Below are 16,036 nucleotides of genomic sequence, written 5' to 3'. Positions count from 1 at the left end.
GGCTTTACCCTTGGCGCGCAACGTCATAATCACTATGTGACGTTGAAACGGCGAGGAAAATATGACGAACGCACCGACCAAAGACGATGTGCAAAGCGCATTGGCAAAGATTAAGCTTCCCGATGGTACAGCACTGGGCGGATCAACGAACCTTTCGGACATTTTTATCGCTGATGGAAAAGTGTTTTTTTCCATCTCATGCGATGCAGCAGAGGCGCAAAAGTTTGAAGCTGTTCGCCTTGCCGCCGAAGAGGCAGTAAAAGCGCTGCCTGGAGCTACTGGCGCAATGGTTGCGCTGACAGCGGAAAAGAAAGCCGGATCACCAAATCCTGCGCCCAAGCCAGCTCCAACGACCGCACCACAGCCAAAACCGCAAGCTGGCCCACAAAACTCCCCCAAAGCGGGCGTTGAAGGCGTCAAGCAAATCATTGCCGTTGCCTCCGGCAAAGGCGGCGTGGGTAAATCGACCACCGCAATCAATATTGCCCTTGGTCTTCAATCTCTCGGGCTGAAAGTCGGCGTTTTGGATGCTGATATTTACGGCCCGTCCCTTCCGCGTTTGCTTGGCATTACGCACAAACCAGAAACAATCGATGGGCGCATATTAAAGCCTATTGAAAAATTTGGCCTACAAGTCATGTCGATTGGCTTTTTGGTCGAAGAAGATACACCGATGATTTGGCGTGGCCCGATGGTGATGTCAGCGCTCACACAAATGCTGCGCGAAGTTGCATGGACCGATCTCGACGTGCTTGTTGTGGACATGCCGCCTGGCACAGGTGACGCTCAACTCACAATGGCGCAGCAAGTACCCCTTGCCGGCGCCGTGATCGTATCCACACCGCAAGACTTGTCGCTTATCGATGCGCGCAAGGGCCTAAACATGTTCCGTAAGGTTGATGTTCCTGTGCTCGGTATCGTTGAAAATATGAGCTACTTCATCGCTCCGGATACGCAGGCGCGCTACGATATTTTTGGCCATGGCGGCGCAAAGGCAGAAGCGATCAAACTCGGCTTGCCGTTCCTTGGCGAAGTCCCCCTCGTCATGAAAATCCGCGAACTATCTGATGCTGGAACACCGATTACAGTAGAAGAGCCAGACGGCCCTCATGCTGCGGTTTATAAAGACATCGCAAAAGCAGTCTATGCGCAGATGAGTGATGGTGCAGGAAAACGCGCAGCGCCCAATATAGTGTTCGAATAAATCTACATATAAAAACGGCGACCCATCGGTCGCCGTTTTTAGTTTCAGTGTTATCTTCGCCGTTCAGGTATTAAACCTTGCGGTGCAAAGCGCAGCACCAGCAGCATTATAACCCCCATCGCCATAAGACGAATATGAGCGGCACTATCCAGCAAATGCAGGCGCAGAGGATTGCTCTCATCCATTGAAGAGGTGATCAAATCCATAAACCACAGCCCGATTGGCTCGGCTTCAACCCAGAAGAACCAGATAATAAAACCACCCAATACAGCGCCCCAGTTATTGCCAGAGCCACCGACAATAACCATTGCCCAAATGAGGAACGTAAAGCGCAGCGGCTGATAGGCACCCGGCGTAAACTGCCCGTCAATCGTCGTCAGCATAGCGCCGGCAATCCCGACGACCGCAGAACCAAGAATAAACACTTGAAGGTGGCGTCCCTTCACGTCTTTACCCATTGCCTCTGCCGCTGTTTCATTATCGCGGATAGCACGCATCATACGGCCCCACGGAGAGCGCAGAGCAGCCTCAGAGAGATAGAGCACAATCAGCAGCACAATGGCGAAAAGGCCAGCATAGCTAAGCTTCACAACCATTGATGACAATTCAATAATCGACATGCCCCAGTCGGCCGCCAAATCCTGAAAATAGACAGATTGCTGAATATCAACTTCATAAGGCACAGGACGCGGCAAACCGACAACGTTTTTCACACCGCGTGTGAGCCAGTCTTCGTTCTTCAACATCGCAATGATGATCTCGGAAATACCAAGCGTCGCAATCGCCAAATAGTCAGAGCGAAGACCAAGTGAAATCTTGCCAACAATCCACGCAGCACCAGCAGCAAACACACCGCCAATGAGCCATGCAAAAATAATCGGCATGCCCGCGCCACCAAGAAATCCGGTAGCAGCAGGATCAACCGCTTCAATCGCATGGGCCGCAGGGTCTAAAAATGCGCGCGTCGCAAAATAACCAGCAACAGCAACAAGCGCGATTAACACACGGCGTTTCGTGCCGCGCATATCATAGTAACACCAAACAATGATGCCGATAGTAAGCGCAGCAATGAGCAAGCCAACAAGCAGATTGCCGCCGCCAGCAGACCAAGCCGCAGCAACAGGCGGCGATGAAACCAATACAGCAGCCAAACCGCCCAATGCGGCAAAGCCCATCACACCCACATTGAGAAGGCCAGCATATCCCCACTGAATATTCACGCCCAGCGACATGATTGCAGAGATAATACATAGGTTAAGAATAGCGAGCGATAGCGACCAGCTTTGCATCTGACCGACGACCACAAACAACATTGCTGTAGCGGCAAACAAACCGATATTACGATAGTTGATGTTCATATTGTTTGCCCCTTAAATATGCCCGTTGGTCGAACAAGCAGAACAACGACAAGAATGGCAAATGACACAGCAAACTTGTAATCGGTCGATAGAAGCTGAATCAAACCATCCGGCACCCAATCACCCGGCGTTAGATAGCCAATGACTTTCTTATAGGCGAATGTCACAGCGATTTCTGAAAACGCGATAATAAAACCACCAACCACAGCACCAATGGGACTACCCAAACCGCCAACAATAGCGGAGGCGAAAATTGGCAGTAGCAATTGCAAATAGATGAACGGCTTAAAGGTCTTATCCATGCCGTACATTGTACCGGCAATCGTCGCCAAACTCGCAGCAAGAACCCAAGCAATGACAACAACCTTCTCAGGGTTCACACCCGATAGAAGCGCAAGATTTTCATTGTCGGAATAAGCGCGCATCGATTTGCCGGTCTTGGTTTTATTTAAAAACCAGAACAAGGCCGCCACACATAGGATCGCCACCACAATGGAAATGCCCTGCGTTGTGCGAAAAGCAATGCCTTCAGCAAGTCCTGACCACTTTTTAAAATCGCCAGCCGTAAAGATGAACCGTGCGCCATCAGCAACATTTTGGTCATCAGGGCCGATCACAAAACGGATCAAACCATTATAGAAAAACATCACAGCCAATGAGCCGATTAGAAAAATAACCGGCGGTGATTTTTGTTTGCGGTAGAACTTATAAACAAGCCTGTCTGTTCCGAGCGCCAACAATACGGCAACAAGAATACCGACAGGCATAGCAATAAGCGCTGTCGGCAGAAATCCGCCTGAAATACCTGCGCTTTGTAACAACCACATAACCAAGATTGTGGTCATTGTGCCAAAGGCCATCAATTCGCCATGGGCAAAATTCGAAAACCGTAACACGCCATAAATGAGCGTCACACCAAGCGCACCAAGCGCGAGTTGAGAGCCATAAGCCAGTGCGGGAATGACAAGAAAATTTAAGAGAACCGCAAGTGCGTTTAGAATATCCATATTACCCACCCAAAAACGCTTTGCGCACGTCAGGATCTGCAAGCAGCGCTTCACCTGTATCCGTGTAGAGATTTTTACCTTGCGCTAAAACATAACCCTTATCGGCAATGTTGAGCGCCTGTTTTGCATTCTGTTCAACCATCAAAATCGCAATGCCAGTGCGGGCAATTTCAATGATGCGGTCAAACAATTCGTCCATAACAATGGGCGAAACACCCGCTGTTGGCTCATCCAACATCAGCACTTTGGGCTGCGTCATCAAAGCACGGCCCACGGCCACCTGTTGACGCTGACCACCGGACAATTCGCCAGCAGGTTGGTTGCGCTTTTCTTTCAAAATGGGAAAGAGATCGAAAACCTGTGCCAGCGTGTCGGAAAAATCATCGTTGCGAATAAACGCGCCCATTTCCAAATTTTCTTCCACCGACATGGACGTGAAAACATTATGGGTCTGCGGCACAAAGCCCATACCTTTTTGAACACGGGCTTGCGGCGTAAGCGCTGTGATGTCTTCGCCGTCCATCGTCACTTGGCCTTCGCGAATGTTCAGCATACCAAACACTGCTTTCATTGCCGTGGATTTACCTGCGCCATTTGGCCCAACAACAACCGCGATCTCACCCTGCTCAACACCAATTGTGCAATCATGCAAAATATCAGTGCTACCATAACCACCGGTCATGTTTTTTCCGAGAAGAAAACTCATGCACTCACCTCTTTGGCTGGCTTGTTTTTAAGGCCAGTGCCCAAATAAGCTTCGATGACTTCTTCATTGTTTTTGATTTCTTCTGCTGTTCCTTCAGCAAGAACGCTGCCTTCCGCCATACAAATTACAGGGTCGCAAAGACGTGAGATAAACTCCATATCGTGCTCAATCATGCAGAACGTATAGCCACGCTCTTTATTGAGGCGCAAAATAGCATCGCCAATTGTCGCCAATAATGTGCGGTTAACACCGGCGCCAACCTCATCCAAAAAGACGATTTTTGCATCAACCATCATGGTTCGGCCAAGCTCTAAAAGCTTCTTTTGACCACCAGAAAGATTGCCCGCCAACTCATCAGCCACATGGCTGATTTCCAAAAACTCGATAACATCATTGGCTTTGTTGCGAATTTCTTCTTCTTCGCGTTTTACAATGCCGGGCTTTGTCCAAGCCTTGATGAGGCTTTCACCTGATTGTCGCGGTGGCACCATCATCAGATTTTCGCGCACTGTCAGTGTTGAAAACTCGTGCGCTATCTGGAAAGTGCGCAATAAACCTTGAGCAAAAAGTTCATGCGGGCTGAGACCCGTAATGTCCTGCCCATCAAGTAATACGCGACCAGAGGTGGGCTTGAGCGCACCGGCAATCACATTAAAAAGAGTTGTTTTGCCAGCACCATTGGGACCAATGAGCCCCGTAATTGAACCGGTCTTGATGGTCAGTGACGCGCCGTTTACCGCGCGGATACCGCCAAAATGCTTATGAATATTCTCTACAACGATCACGAAAGCGCTCCCCACAACAATGCGCTAGATATAAGAAATGCCCGGGCTTTCACCCGGGCAATCCAATGTACTCAAAATACGCTTAACGGTATTTTTCAGTTGTGATTTTTTCGCCATCAACAAGGATTTGACGGAAGCTGCCGCCGCTTTCACCGTTGCCGATAAACTCAACCGCTGTTGCGCCAACATAATCAACTTCGCCGCCTGCAGCTAGAATTTCAAGCGCCTTGCCAATTTCACCTGGAAGAATTTTCTCGCCCGGTGCGTTAGCAACATCCATGACCTTGTCTTTGAAATCTGCAGAATTAGCAGATTTTGCAGCCTGCATAGCAAGCAAGATCAAAGCAGCAGCATCGTAAGATTCAGCTGCGTAAGTATCAGTTTTAACACCGGCATCTGTTGCAAGCTTTTGGAACAAATCTGCGCCTTCGCTCTCAGAACCTGCGATTGTACCGTAAGAACCGTTCAAAGGTGCGCCGATTGCTGCTGGCAAAGAATCGCCAACCATACCGTCTGGCAATACGAATGTTTCAAATGCACCAGCGTCCAAAGCACCCTGAATGATACCTTTACCACCTTGGTCAAGATAACCAGCAACGATCAAAACATCGCCGCCAGCCTGTGCCAAAGCACCAACTTCAGCAGAATAGTCGCCTTTACCATCTTCATGAGCAGCTGAGATAGTAATTGTGCCGCCTTTTGCTTCAAAAGCAGCCTGAATGCTATCAGAAAGGCCTTTGCCGTAATCGTTGTTTGTATATGTCAACGCAGCAGATTTGACGCCTTTTTCGATCAAAACATCCGCCAAAACATCACCCTGACGTGCGTCAGATGGCGATGTACGGAAGAAAAGGCCATCATCTTCAGCATCAGAAAGCGCCGGAGATGTTGCAGATGGTGAAATCATAACGATACCGTTTGCACGCGCAACGTTTTGAAGGATCGCACCGGTAACGCCTGAACAGTCAGCGCCCATAATCGCTGTCACGCCTTCGGCAGTGATCAAGCGCTCTGCAGCCGCAGAAGCAGCAGCTGAATCAATACATGTTGAGTCAGCGCGAACAGACATAACTTCAGCGCCATCAAGGAACTTGCCGCTGTCTGTTGCTTCTTTCATTGCAAGCTCTGCGCTTGCAGCCATTGTTGGTGTTAGCGATTCAATCGGGCCAGTAAAGCCGAGGATAACGCCGATTTTAACCGGTGAATGCGATGCTGAAATCGCAGCAGATGTCATTAGAGTTGTTGCAGCAAGTGCCGCCAAAATCTTTTTCATAAATAGTCTCCCAATATACAAGCGTTTAACAACAAAGAGCGGCTTGCTCGCCCAAATCCTTCCAACCAAGTTGCCACTTTTTTCTCATACGCTCCATTTCAATCGAAACGCATTTCGTGTGGCAGCTAGAATTAGTATACAATATTTTTATTACATTTAATCAACACAGAAAAATGCAATTGCATAAAAATCTAAACCATAGTCCGACATATGCAAAGTGCTACTACGGGATTTGGTAAACGGCAAGAGCGCAATAAGAGCGCCCATTTCAAAACAACAAACCCCGCTTCGGTTAAAAAGCAGGGTTTATTATTGATGCCAAAAATGTAGTTTAAAGCTTAAGTAGAAACGGGCTGACCTGCTTGTATAGCAAGGTTTTGCTGGGCTCTCTTACTCAATATAAAAACAGTAACAACAAGCACAGCACCGACAATATTAGCCGCCCAGTTAAGCGGCCAATAGCTGCCGAGCGCACCTAAAATTATAAGCCCATATAACATTGGATTAAGCGGGCCTTCCGCGTAGCGCTGTATAAGTACATTAGTCGCATAAATGCCAAACAGTGCAAAAAAGCCTATTTGCAAAATTTCAGGCAAGGTGCCGGAAATGAGCGGCGTGTATGCAAACATCAACGGAACGATGTAGAGACCTTTGGCTATTTTCCAGCTTTCAAAACCCGTTGCCATCGGTTTCGAGCCCGCAATTCCTGCGGCTGTAAACGCAGCCAAACAAACCGGCGGCGTGACATTACTATCCTGACTAAGCCAGAAGATAATCAGGTGTGCCGTCAGTAAAAATGATGCTTGAACAGTTGGATCAACCAATAGTGGCCGAACTGTAATCGCCAGTTCAAACGGCATCGCTGCCATCAGCGCAACAGCTTCTTCTCGCAACATACCGCCAGCAACTTTTGCAATATGCGGGCTATCGACCAACATAAACATGGCTGATTTTGCAGGGTCAGCAATACCTTGCATAAGCTGGTCAATGATAATGCTATCAGCCAATATACCCGCCAGCGCAGGCGCTGTCAGAATGGCCAGAATGATATAGGCGGCCGTTACCGGCAACCCCATCCCCAGAACCAATGATGCAAGACCAATCAGCAAAATGGCAATCACCAACGAGCCGCCAGACCACTGCGCGATCATCAAAGAAAAGCCGTTGCCGATACCGCTCGTTACAATCGCATTATTCATAATGCCGATAGATACAAGAAGGATACCTGTCATGATCGATGAGCGGATACCGATCAACAGTGCTTCTGAAATTTTAGCAGGCCCCATATGGACCGGTTCAAAATTAGAGCGACCGAATAGACGTGATGCCAAAGATGTAAACCAAGACACAATCACCAATGATGCGATTGCCCAGCAGGCAGCATAGCTCGGCGTAACGCCAGTCATCAGCATGAAAATCATAACGCCAAGCGGCAAGATGAACGCTAACCCACCGGACAATAATTTCGCGCGGTTCACAACTAAATCAACACCATCGCCAATCTGATGTTTTACCGCTTCAATGCGCACGATAAAGGCAACAGACAGAAAATATAAAAACGCTGGGATGATCGAAACAGAAACAATCGTCGCATAAGGAATGGACGTGTAGCTTGCCATAACGAAAGCCCCCGCCCCCATAATAGGCGGCATAAGCTGTCCGCCTGTCGATGCTGCCGCCTCAACTCCGGCTGCAAATTGCGGCCGAAACCCATTAGACTTCATAAGCGGAATAGTGATCACGCCCGTTGAAGCTGTATTGGCGATTGCAGAACCAGAGATCGTTCCCGTCAATGCCGATGAAAGCACCGCAACAAATGCCGCGCCGCCGCGAATGCGTCCGGCAACAACTTTCGATAATTCGATCACAAAATCGCTTGCGCCAGATGCAACCAAGAACCCGCCAAAGATCATAAATAAGGTAATGTTAGTTGATGAAATATCCGCCAGAATGCCGAACATGCCTTCATCATTATACATGGTTCTGAAAAGCACATCGTTCATCGGAAGGCTTGCCGCACGAAATACGCCCGGCAAATAGCCTCCAAGAAATAGAATGTAGCTCAACGAGACGATTATCAGAATAGGAATGACCCAGCCAGATACGCGGCGCGAAAGATCAAGCGCTGCAAATATCAATAATAATCCAGCAGCCCAATCAACAATGTTGAATTGCCATGACTGCCCCGTCACAGCCAATGTGCGCTCGTAAATACCATTTTCGGCGCCAGCCACCCAAAGCGCAGCACCAGCGACCAAAAGCCCGTATGTGAAATCTAAAAGAACCGCCCATTTTTTCTCGGCATATTTGCCAAATGGACTGAGCGTAACAGATGCCAAAAATGCAAAACCTGCAAAGTGAATGGCGTTTTGCCATTTGCCAGGCTCGTTGAGATAAATATTGGTCGCGATATGCCAAAGTGCGAATAATACCGCAAAACCCACGACCGCATAACGCAATATGGTTTTATCGTTGTTCTCGACAGTCAGCCAGCTTTCGCGGCCATGTAGAGCGACAATAGGCTCTTGAATATCAGTTGGAATTGTTTGGCTCATCACCGCCACCACTTTCTAGATTGCAAGCGTTTAAAAAAGGCGGAGTAAATACCCCGCCTTTAGCTCTTCAATTTGATTTATTGAGCAATCAAGCGCTCTGGAATATCCAGACCGGCTTCTTTGTAATAACGCGCAGCGCCCGGATGCAGCGGCAATGGCAAACCAGCCAAAGCTTTTTCCAACGCCATATCCTTCGTCGCTGGGTGGATCGCAGTCAGAAAGCCAAGGTTCTCATACAATGTCTTCGTAAGCTGATAGACGTGCTCTTCATCAACACTATCATTCACCGCTAAGAAGTTCGGCTGAGCGATTGTATTGATATCTTTTTCCTGACCTGGATAAGCGCCAGCAGGAATTGTAAATGGCACCCAAAGCTCGCGCCCACCGTCCATTTTCGCAAGCTCTTCTTCTGTCACATCAAGAACAGTATACTTGCCTTCATTAGACGCCATCAGTTTTGTAATCGCACCCGTAGGCGTTCCTGATGGAATACCGGCAACAACAACCTGACCGTTGGACATTGCGTCCGCAGTCGGACCGTACCCTGCATAAACAAGCTCGAAGTCTTTTTCGACATCAATACCAAGGCCAGAAAGAAGCACAGCATTTGATTCAAGCGTGCCGGAATTTTGGCTACCCATACCAGCGCTCATACCCTTAAGCGCAACAATATCACTCACTGTGCCAGTTGGTGCCTTATCGACGGGAACAACGAATTGTTCAACATTCTGCCAAAGCATTGATACAGAGCGAAGGCCCGTTTGTGGTTCCGTAATCGGACCTGTTCCCTGCGCTGCATAAGAACCATAAAGACCCTGCAAAATAGCAAAATCAGCCGTACCTGAACCCATCGCCTGAATATTTGCGCCTGAACCGGCTGAGTTGACGGCGGTCAAACTAAACTTTTCTGTCGGCAATAGTTTGATTTTAGTCAGTGTTGAAATGGCTGTTCCGACCGGATGGTAAGTACCGCCCGTTGAAGCAGTGTTTAATACGTAATCTTTAGTATCTTGGGCCATTGCAACACCAGCAGAAACGGCAATTGCAACACCAGCAAGAATTGCTGTGATCGATTTCATGAATTTTCCTCCAAAAGAAAGCTTATCCCAAAGCTTAACCACTGATAGCGGTCGCATCAGACTACAGCTATGAAGAAAAATGCGCAAATGCTTGATAAAGCCTGCGGAAATCCGCAGGGCTACATTTTCTCTAAAATATCGTTTTTGTTGAGCCCAAGCTTCACAATCTTTTCATTGAGCGTTCGCCGCCCAATACCAAGCACATGGGCTGCTTCATCCATTTTGCCATCACATGATTTGATGGCTCTAGCGATCAATTGAGATTCAAATGCCGCCACAGCTTCGCGCAAAGTATCCGGATAGGTTTCGCCGCCCTCAACAACGCCTGACAAAGCAGATGCAAAAGAACCGTCGCCGCGCCGTGCCATTAAGACACGCCGCTCGCACGCATTGCGCAATTCGCGCACATTGCCCGGCAAATCATGGCTCATCAGTGCTGAAAAATCTTCCGCTGTGCTCACGGGCACCTCGATTTCATAACTATTGGCGAAATGATTGAGGAAGTGCGTATAGAGCAACGAGATATCATCGCCGCGCGTGCGCAGCGGCGGCAAGTTGATCATCACCGTGTTTAATCTGAAAAACAAATCTTGGCGAAATTCCCCGTTAGCAACAGCGCTTTCCAGTTTTTCATTTGCAGCAGAAATGATTCTGAAGTCAGACTTTTTAGCCTCGGTTGAGCCAACAGGTGTGAACTCTTTCGTTTCAATAACACGCAGCAATTTGGGTTGAAGGGAGAGAGGTATTGCGCCCAGCTCATCAAAAAACAATGTGCCGCCATTGGCACGGTCAAGATAGCCCGGCGTGCTGTCAGCCAATCCAAAAAGCGCCTCTTCAAACTGAGCTGGCGCTAAAGCCACGCAATTCAGCGTGATAAAGGGCTCTGATGCCCGCCCGCCCAAATCGTGCAGGCCGTGCGCAACAAGCTCCTTTCCCGTACCTGTTTCACCAGTAATCAGCACATTGCTGTCTAAATGGCTAAGATCAAAAACATCATTGCGAAGCCGCTGTATCGGTTCAGACTCTCCAATGAGTATTTTATCAAGGCCAGAGAGCTTAGACAGCCGATCCTTTAGGCGGTCATTATTCAGCGTCAGATGGTTCAGTTTAGCAGCATTACTCAACACACCCAGCAAGCGCCGCGGATCAAATGGTTTTTCTAAAAACGTGTAAGCACCATCTTGTACAGCAGACACCGCCATAGAAATATCGCCATGCGCCGACATGAGAACGATGGGAATTTTTGAAATCGGCTGGAGAGCTTTCTGCAATTCCAAGCCGCTCATATTCGGCATGCGCACATCACATAAAATGACGTCAAATTGTTGTTGGCGAAGTTTTTCCAATCCCTGCTGCGCGCTTGAAATTACCTCAACTTGAAATCCGCCAGAGGTAAGTAAATCCTTCAAGGAGTTACGCATCTCACGGTCATCATCAATAACCAGAATATTGCTTTTGAGTATCATGGATTATCGCTCGCAATAATTTGAGGCAGATAGATAGAAAAGATAGAGCCACCATCGGGCAAATTTTCTGCTGTCATGTGGCCATTATGGTCTTTGACAATCTCTGCGGATATAGAAAGCCCAAGCCCCATTCCCGTGCCCGATGCCCGCGTGGTGTGGAACGGTTCCTGCAATTCATCAATCTTCTTTATACCAATCCCATGGCCGGTATCACTCACTGAAACAACCACTTCTTGTTCGTGAATTTGCGCTCGTATTTTCAAAGCCTTGTTTTCGGCATCATCCATTGCCGCAATACTGTTTTGAATGAGGTTCACAACAACCTGTTCCAACCGCAACCTATTGCCAAAGACCAAAGCTTGGCGGACATCCAACGCGCAATCAATATCAATTCCAGCGGCAACAATATCGTGCTCAACCAGCGCCATAGCGCCGTCAATAACATCGCCGATTTCAAATCGTTCGAACTTTTCCATTCCAGGCTTGATGAACAGCCGCAGCTGCTTGGTCAAATTATCCATCCGGTCAATGACACCGGAGAAATTTTGAAGTGTCGCCTTGGACGTTATGTGTCCGCTAATTTCTGCCGCTGCAAGGTAGTTTCTAAGCGCTGAAATCGGTTGCCCTAACTCATGTGTTACCGATGCGGATAGCTGGCCAAGCGCTGCCAATTTACTGGACTGCGATAACTCCTTTTGCGCATTGCGCAACTCCTTGTTGGCGATTATCAGCTTGTTCCGGTCCGATTGAGAAACAGCAAAAGCCTGACGAATACGTTCAGAGCGAAGAAATACCGCGAACACCAAGAGCAACACGACGAATATGCCAAAGACACCTGCGGCAAGTGCTGCGCGTTCATATATGCGCCGCTCATCCTGGAAGAAATGAACTTCCCACCCAAGCCGATCAGCAGGGCTTGTTACATGGATAAAACGCTGATCACCAATATAGGCTGCGTAAGGATCAGTTTTTTTCCAATCGAGCAAATCAAGCGGTTGGTTGCCAAATTGGCGCTTATTCATAATGTTAATGCGCTGCTCTGGCGTAAGCGCCACCAAAGTTTTGTAAAGCCATTCTGAATGCGAGGTTAAAACGATAATACCGGAATCGTTTGCTACAAAAATCTTCTCGCCTGCATCAACCCATGCGCGCTCCAAACCGCTCATGTCCAGCTTAATCACAATAGCGGCGAACGGCCGACCATTCGCGTCGACAATCGGCTCTGAGATGAAATAGCCCGGCCTGCCCGTTGTTGTGCCAACGCCAAAAAACTCACCTGTCTGGCCCCGCATTGCGTTCATATAATAGGGACGAAACGCATAATTTTGCCCAACGAAGGAGCTTGGCGTACCAAAATTTGATGCCGCAATGGCTGTGCCAAAACTATCGAGCAAATAGACCGCCTCTAACTTTGCTTTTTCTGCAAAGCCGCGCAGTCTTACATTGAGCTGATCAAGCGCGAACCCTTTTGCACCAGCAATCACTTGCGCATCACGCGCCAACACATATGGCAAATGCTGGAACCGCTCCAAGCCATCACTCAATGACTTTTCATACAGAGACAGTCGGTTGCGCGCTTCCTGTATCTCGATGGAACGAAAATAGGAAACAGCCGCTAAAAAAAGAAGCGTCGTGGCAGCAATGACCACCACAATTAAAGTGTAATAAACGCTTCTTCGCGCTCTTTGCGCAATCTGTATATCTGGCCCAAGAGGCTCGCTCACATCTCACCTATTACTGATCTTCGTGAAAGATAGTAAGTGAGTATTTTGGTGGCCATGTAAACACAGGCGCTTTTATATGAATACTAATGCCTGCGGTTTTCCGCAGACTAAATGCTGTGAGCTGGCACAGCAGGATGATTAATCAATCATAAAATAGTGAACATGGTTGGACATTTTACCCGCCGTTCCTATCTATTACGGGTAATTGCAACACATAAAACAACAACAATAAGCAAAATCCCATCCCCTGCGCTGTATCGCAAAAATCCAGAAATACAGCCAGTAAAAGAAAGATACTTTAAGTGACCCAATCCAACACCATCAATCGCCGTTATGTTTTAGCAAACAGACCTAAAGGTGAGCCTAACGAAGACACATTGCGCCTTGAGACGTCTGAGATCCCTACCCCTGCAAAAAATCAGATGTTGTTACGCAACGTATTTTTATCGCTCGACCCCTATATGCGCGGGCGCATGAGCGATGCACCATCCTACGCAGCACCTGTAGAGATTGGCGGCGTCATGGTCGGCGGCACAGTCGCACAAGTCGTCACCTCGAATATTGAAGCTTATTCTGAAGGTGACTGGGTTGTCGCTTTCGGCGGCTGGCAAGACTATGCGCTTTCCGATGGCACTGGCGTGATCAACATGGGAAAAGACCCACAAAACCCATCTTGGGCACTTGGCGTGTTGGGCATGCCAGGCATCACCGCTTGGGCCGGATTAACACAGATCGGCACGCCGAAAGCCGGTGAAACACTCGTTGTCGCTGGCGCTAGCGGCCCTGTGGGCGCGACCGTTGGCCAGATCGGAAAAATTCTCGGCTTGCGCGTTGTGGGCATTGCAGGCGGTTCTGAAAAGTGCAGCCATGTAACCGACACGCTCGGCTTTGATGCTTGTATCGATTACAAAGCGTCAAGCTTTGCCGATGATCTAAAACAGGCTGTACCAGACGGCATCGACATCTATTTTGAGAATGTTGGCGGTGACGTTTTCGACGCCGTGTTGCCGCTACTCAATGCAAGTGCACGTATTCCACTTTGCGGTCTAATTTCCCAATATAATGCGACTTCACTGCCTGATGGTCCAGATCGTATGAATTATCTGATGGGCCAAATTTTGCGCAAACGCATTACAATGCGCGGCTTTATTGTCTTTGATGATTTTGGACATCTATATCCAGAATTCTCAAAACAGATGACGGGCTGGGTTAAGGAAGGAAAAATCAAATACCGCGAAGAAATGATCGAAGGTCTGGAACAAGCGCCATCCGCATTTATTGGTCTTTTGCGCGGCGAGGCTTTCGGCAAACGCGTCATTAAGATTGCTGATTAAATTCAGGTATTCAAACTCATGCTGGGGCATCCCTCCAGCATGAGAGCAACGTGCCAAAGCCCCTCACTCCGCCTCAATAGATTGACTTTGAAGCGAAAAATGAAGTTATTTGTAAAGACTAACACTGCACACTCGGAGACATCATCGCCGAAAGGGTGTTAGAAATGGCTGATTGGACATTGCAAAACGTCGCTCAAATTGTGGGCGATTGTGCTTGGGTAAAACCAGGTGCCGAGGATTTGCCAGTGTCAGGCGCATCCATTTACCTTCCAACATACCGCCCCGGTGATATTGTTTTTGTAAGGCCCGAAAGCGCCGGCTTTGGCATTCGCACAGCCACTTTAACGCGCAACAACATAAAACCGCGCTTGGCGATTATTCAGGACGACGCACCTTCAAATTTAAATGCGGATGCGGTCCTTAAGGTCACGGACCAAACAGAAGCCTTGTTCAGCCTCGCGCGCGAAGCACGGCGCATGATTAAATCACCCGTTATCGCGATTACAGGCAGCGTGGGAAAAACCTCGACCACGGCAATGACGCAGCATGCGCTCAGTGCGATTGGTCCCGTTTATGGAACACGCGAAGGAGCCAATGTGCCGCGCGGTGTTGCATGGAATTTGGCCTGCGCTTCGCCAAAGGATCAGTTTGTGGTTCTTGAATTGGCCATCGGCGGAATGCTCAAAAACACCGCTCTCGCAAAGCCGGACATTGCTGTTTTCACCAATATTCACCTTGCGCATTTGATGTACCATTCGGACTTAAGCACGATTGCGCAGCGAAAGGCGAGAATTTTCGAAGGAATGGCAGCGGGCAAATGCGTAGTATTAAACAGTGACATGAATGAGCGGGCCTATTTGGAAAAGTCGGCGCGTGATCGCGGCCTAGAAATCTTATATTACGGTCGCCGAGATGAGGACCAAGTGCGCTTGCTCAGCCTTGATACAAGCAAAGCCATTGCCGAAATTGCAATTGGCGATCATGTTTTGCGGCTGGAAAACTGCCTTCGACATGGCCTCCACATGCTTGAAAATTTTCTTGCGATATGTGCTGTTCATCTTGCGCTTGGTGTAACCATGGAAAATCTGGCTGATAAATTTGCGGATTTTGATGTGGCCAGAGGGCGCGGATCAGTACATCAAGTTCCAACGCAAGGAGGGCATTTTACACTTTTAGATCATTCCTATAATGCCAATCCAGCCTCCATGCGCGCCTCGTTAGTTCATCTGCAAAGTCTGCCAGCGCAGGGACGCCGCATTGCTATTCTTGGCAATATGGCGGAGCTCGGAGATATGGCCGTATCAGAACATGACAGTTTGATCGAGCACGTTAAAAGCCTTGGCTTGGACCATGTCTATACGCTTGGCGAAGGCTTCGACCAAGTAAGTGGATTAGCAAGCCACACACATCTTGATAGTCCTCAGGACTTGCTAACGGTCTTGCGCAATGAAACGCGAGCGGGCGATGCCGTCTTGGTGAAAGGGTCAAACAGTACCGGCCTATACCAAATGGTGAAAAAATTCCTGAGCACTAAGTGAGCTCACA

Annotated in this window: 12 protein-coding genes; 3 read left to right on the top strand and 9 right to left on the bottom strand. The window is 48.5% G+C overall.

Annotated features, from left to right (window positions below; genetic code table 11):
- The first annotated feature begins 61 nt into the window (after positions 1-61).
- The gene (locus N530_RS0112030; RefSeq protein WP_026480885.1) at positions 62-1,204 is read left to right on the top strand and encodes an Mrp/NBP35 family ATP-binding protein; all 1,143 of its coding nucleotides are present in this window, start codon (positions 62-64) and stop codon (positions 1,202-1,204) included.
- 50 nt (positions 1,205-1,254) lie between these two features.
- On the opposite strand, the gene N530_RS0112025 is transcribed toward N530_RS0112030, so the two are convergent.
- From N530_RS0112025 to N530_RS18045, 9 genes are all read right to left on the bottom strand, one after another.
- Positions 1,255-2,562, bottom strand: a complete 1,308-nt coding sequence (locus tag N530_RS0112025) for a branched-chain amino acid ABC transporter permease (protein WP_026480884.1) — start codon at positions 2,560-2,562, stop codon at positions 1,255-1,257.
- Complete coding sequence (locus tag N530_RS0112020) at positions 2,559-3,569, bottom strand: branched-chain amino acid ABC transporter permease (protein WP_018690251.1); 1,011 nt, start codon at positions 3,567-3,569, stop codon at positions 2,559-2,561. The genes N530_RS0112025 and N530_RS0112020 overlap by 4 nt, the downstream gene beginning before the upstream one ends.
- A 1-nt stretch (position 3,570) precedes the next feature.
- Positions 3,571-4,275: an ABC transporter ATP-binding protein gene (locus N530_RS0112015; protein WP_026480883.1), complete on the bottom strand. Its 705-nt coding sequence runs from the start codon at positions 4,273-4,275 to the stop codon at positions 3,571-3,573.
- Positions 4,272-5,060 carry an ABC transporter ATP-binding protein gene (locus N530_RS0112010; protein WP_018690249.1) on the bottom strand — a complete coding sequence of 263 codons (789 nt, stop codon included), beginning with the start codon at positions 5,058-5,060 and terminating at the stop codon, positions 4,272-4,274. The genes N530_RS0112015 and N530_RS0112010 overlap by 4 nt, the downstream gene beginning before the upstream one ends.
- Before the next feature lie 82 nt (positions 5,061-5,142).
- Entirely contained in the window at positions 5,143-6,333 is a 1,191-nt protein-coding gene (locus N530_RS0112005) for an ABC transporter substrate-binding protein (RefSeq protein WP_026480882.1), read from the bottom strand.
- 338 nt (positions 6,334-6,671) lie between these two features.
- On the bottom strand, positions 6,672-8,888 hold the full coding sequence (locus N530_RS18050; protein ID WP_035267021.1) for a TRAP transporter fused permease subunit: 2,217 nt from the start codon (positions 8,886-8,888) through the stop codon (positions 6,672-6,674).
- A gap of 77 nt (positions 8,889-8,965) precedes the next feature.
- Positions 8,966-9,967, bottom strand: coding sequence for a TAXI family TRAP transporter solute-binding subunit (locus tag N530_RS0111995; RefSeq protein ID WP_026480881.1), 1,002 nt, complete (start codon positions 9,965-9,967; stop codon positions 8,966-8,968).
- A gap of 119 nt (positions 9,968-10,086) precedes the next feature.
- Positions 10,087-11,433 carry a sigma-54 dependent transcriptional regulator gene (locus tag N530_RS0111990; RefSeq protein WP_026480880.1) on the bottom strand — a complete coding sequence of 449 codons (1,347 nt, stop codon included), beginning with the start codon at positions 11,431-11,433 and terminating at the stop codon, positions 10,087-10,089.
- Positions 11,430-13,157: an ATP-binding protein gene (locus N530_RS18045; RefSeq protein WP_051540924.1), complete on the bottom strand. Its 1,728-nt coding sequence runs from the start codon at positions 13,155-13,157 to the stop codon at positions 11,430-11,432. Before N530_RS18045 ends, N530_RS0111990 begins: the two co-directional genes overlap by 4 nt.
- Positions 13,158-13,459: 302 nt before the next feature.
- Here N530_RS18045 and N530_RS0111980 point away from each other — a divergent pair, with 302 nt between their 5' ends.
- Both N530_RS0111980 and murF read left to right on the top strand, forming a co-directional pair.
- Positions 13,460-14,491, top strand: coding sequence for an NADP-dependent oxidoreductase (locus N530_RS0111980; RefSeq protein WP_026480879.1), 1,032 nt, complete (start codon positions 13,460-13,462; stop codon positions 14,489-14,491).
- A gap of 164 nt (positions 14,492-14,655) precedes the next feature.
- Positions 14,656-16,029 carry a UDP-N-acetylmuramoyl-tripeptide--D-alanyl-D-alanine ligase gene (murF, locus tag N530_RS18040; RefSeq protein ID WP_051540923.1) on the top strand — a complete coding sequence of 458 codons (1,374 nt, stop codon included), beginning with the start codon at positions 14,656-14,658 and terminating at the stop codon, positions 16,027-16,029.
- Positions 16,030-16,036: the final 7 nt, after the last annotated feature.

The sequence above is a fragment of the Ahrensia sp. 13_GOM-1096m genome (assembly GCF_000620605.1).
Classification (GTDB): Bacteria; Pseudomonadota; Alphaproteobacteria; order Rhizobiales; family Rhizobiaceae; genus Ahrensia; species Ahrensia kielensis.
The sequence above is the reverse complement of the archived record's forward strand: the minus strand, read 5'-3'. Positions and strand labels throughout refer to the sequence as shown.

Bases quoted from the DNA above. Each gene is read 5' to 3' on its own strand.
- N530_RS0112030 (WP_026480885.1), top strand. From the start codon at position 62: ATGACGAACGCACCGACCAAAGACGATGTGCAAAGCGCATTGGCAAAG.
- N530_RS0112025 (WP_026480884.1), bottom strand. From the start codon at position 2,562: ATGAACATCAACTATCGTAATATCGGTTTGTTTGCCGCTACAGCAATG.
- N530_RS0112020 (WP_018690251.1), bottom strand. From the start codon at position 3,569: ATGGATATTCTAAACGCACTTGCGGTTCTCTTAAATTTTCTTGTCATT.
- N530_RS0112015 (WP_026480883.1), bottom strand. From the start codon at position 4,275: ATGAGTTTTCTTCTCGGAAAAAACATGACCGGTGGTTATGGTAGCACT.
- N530_RS0112005 (WP_026480882.1), bottom strand. From the start codon at position 6,333: ATGAAAAAGATTTTGGCGGCACTTGCTGCAACAACTCTAATGACATCT.
- N530_RS18050 (WP_035267021.1), bottom strand. From the start codon at position 8,888: ATGAGCCAAACAATTCCAACTGATATTCAAGAGCCTATTGTCGCTCTA.
- N530_RS0111995 (WP_026480881.1), bottom strand. From the start codon at position 9,967: ATGAAATCGATCACAGCAATTCTTGCTGGTGTTGCAATTGCCGTTTCT.
- N530_RS0111990 (WP_026480880.1), bottom strand. From the start codon at position 11,433: ATGATACTCAAAAGCAATATTCTGGTTATTGATGATGACCGTGAGATG.
- murF (WP_051540923.1), top strand. From the start codon at position 14,656: ATGGCTGATTGGACATTGCAAAACGTCGCTCAAATTGTGGGCGATTGT.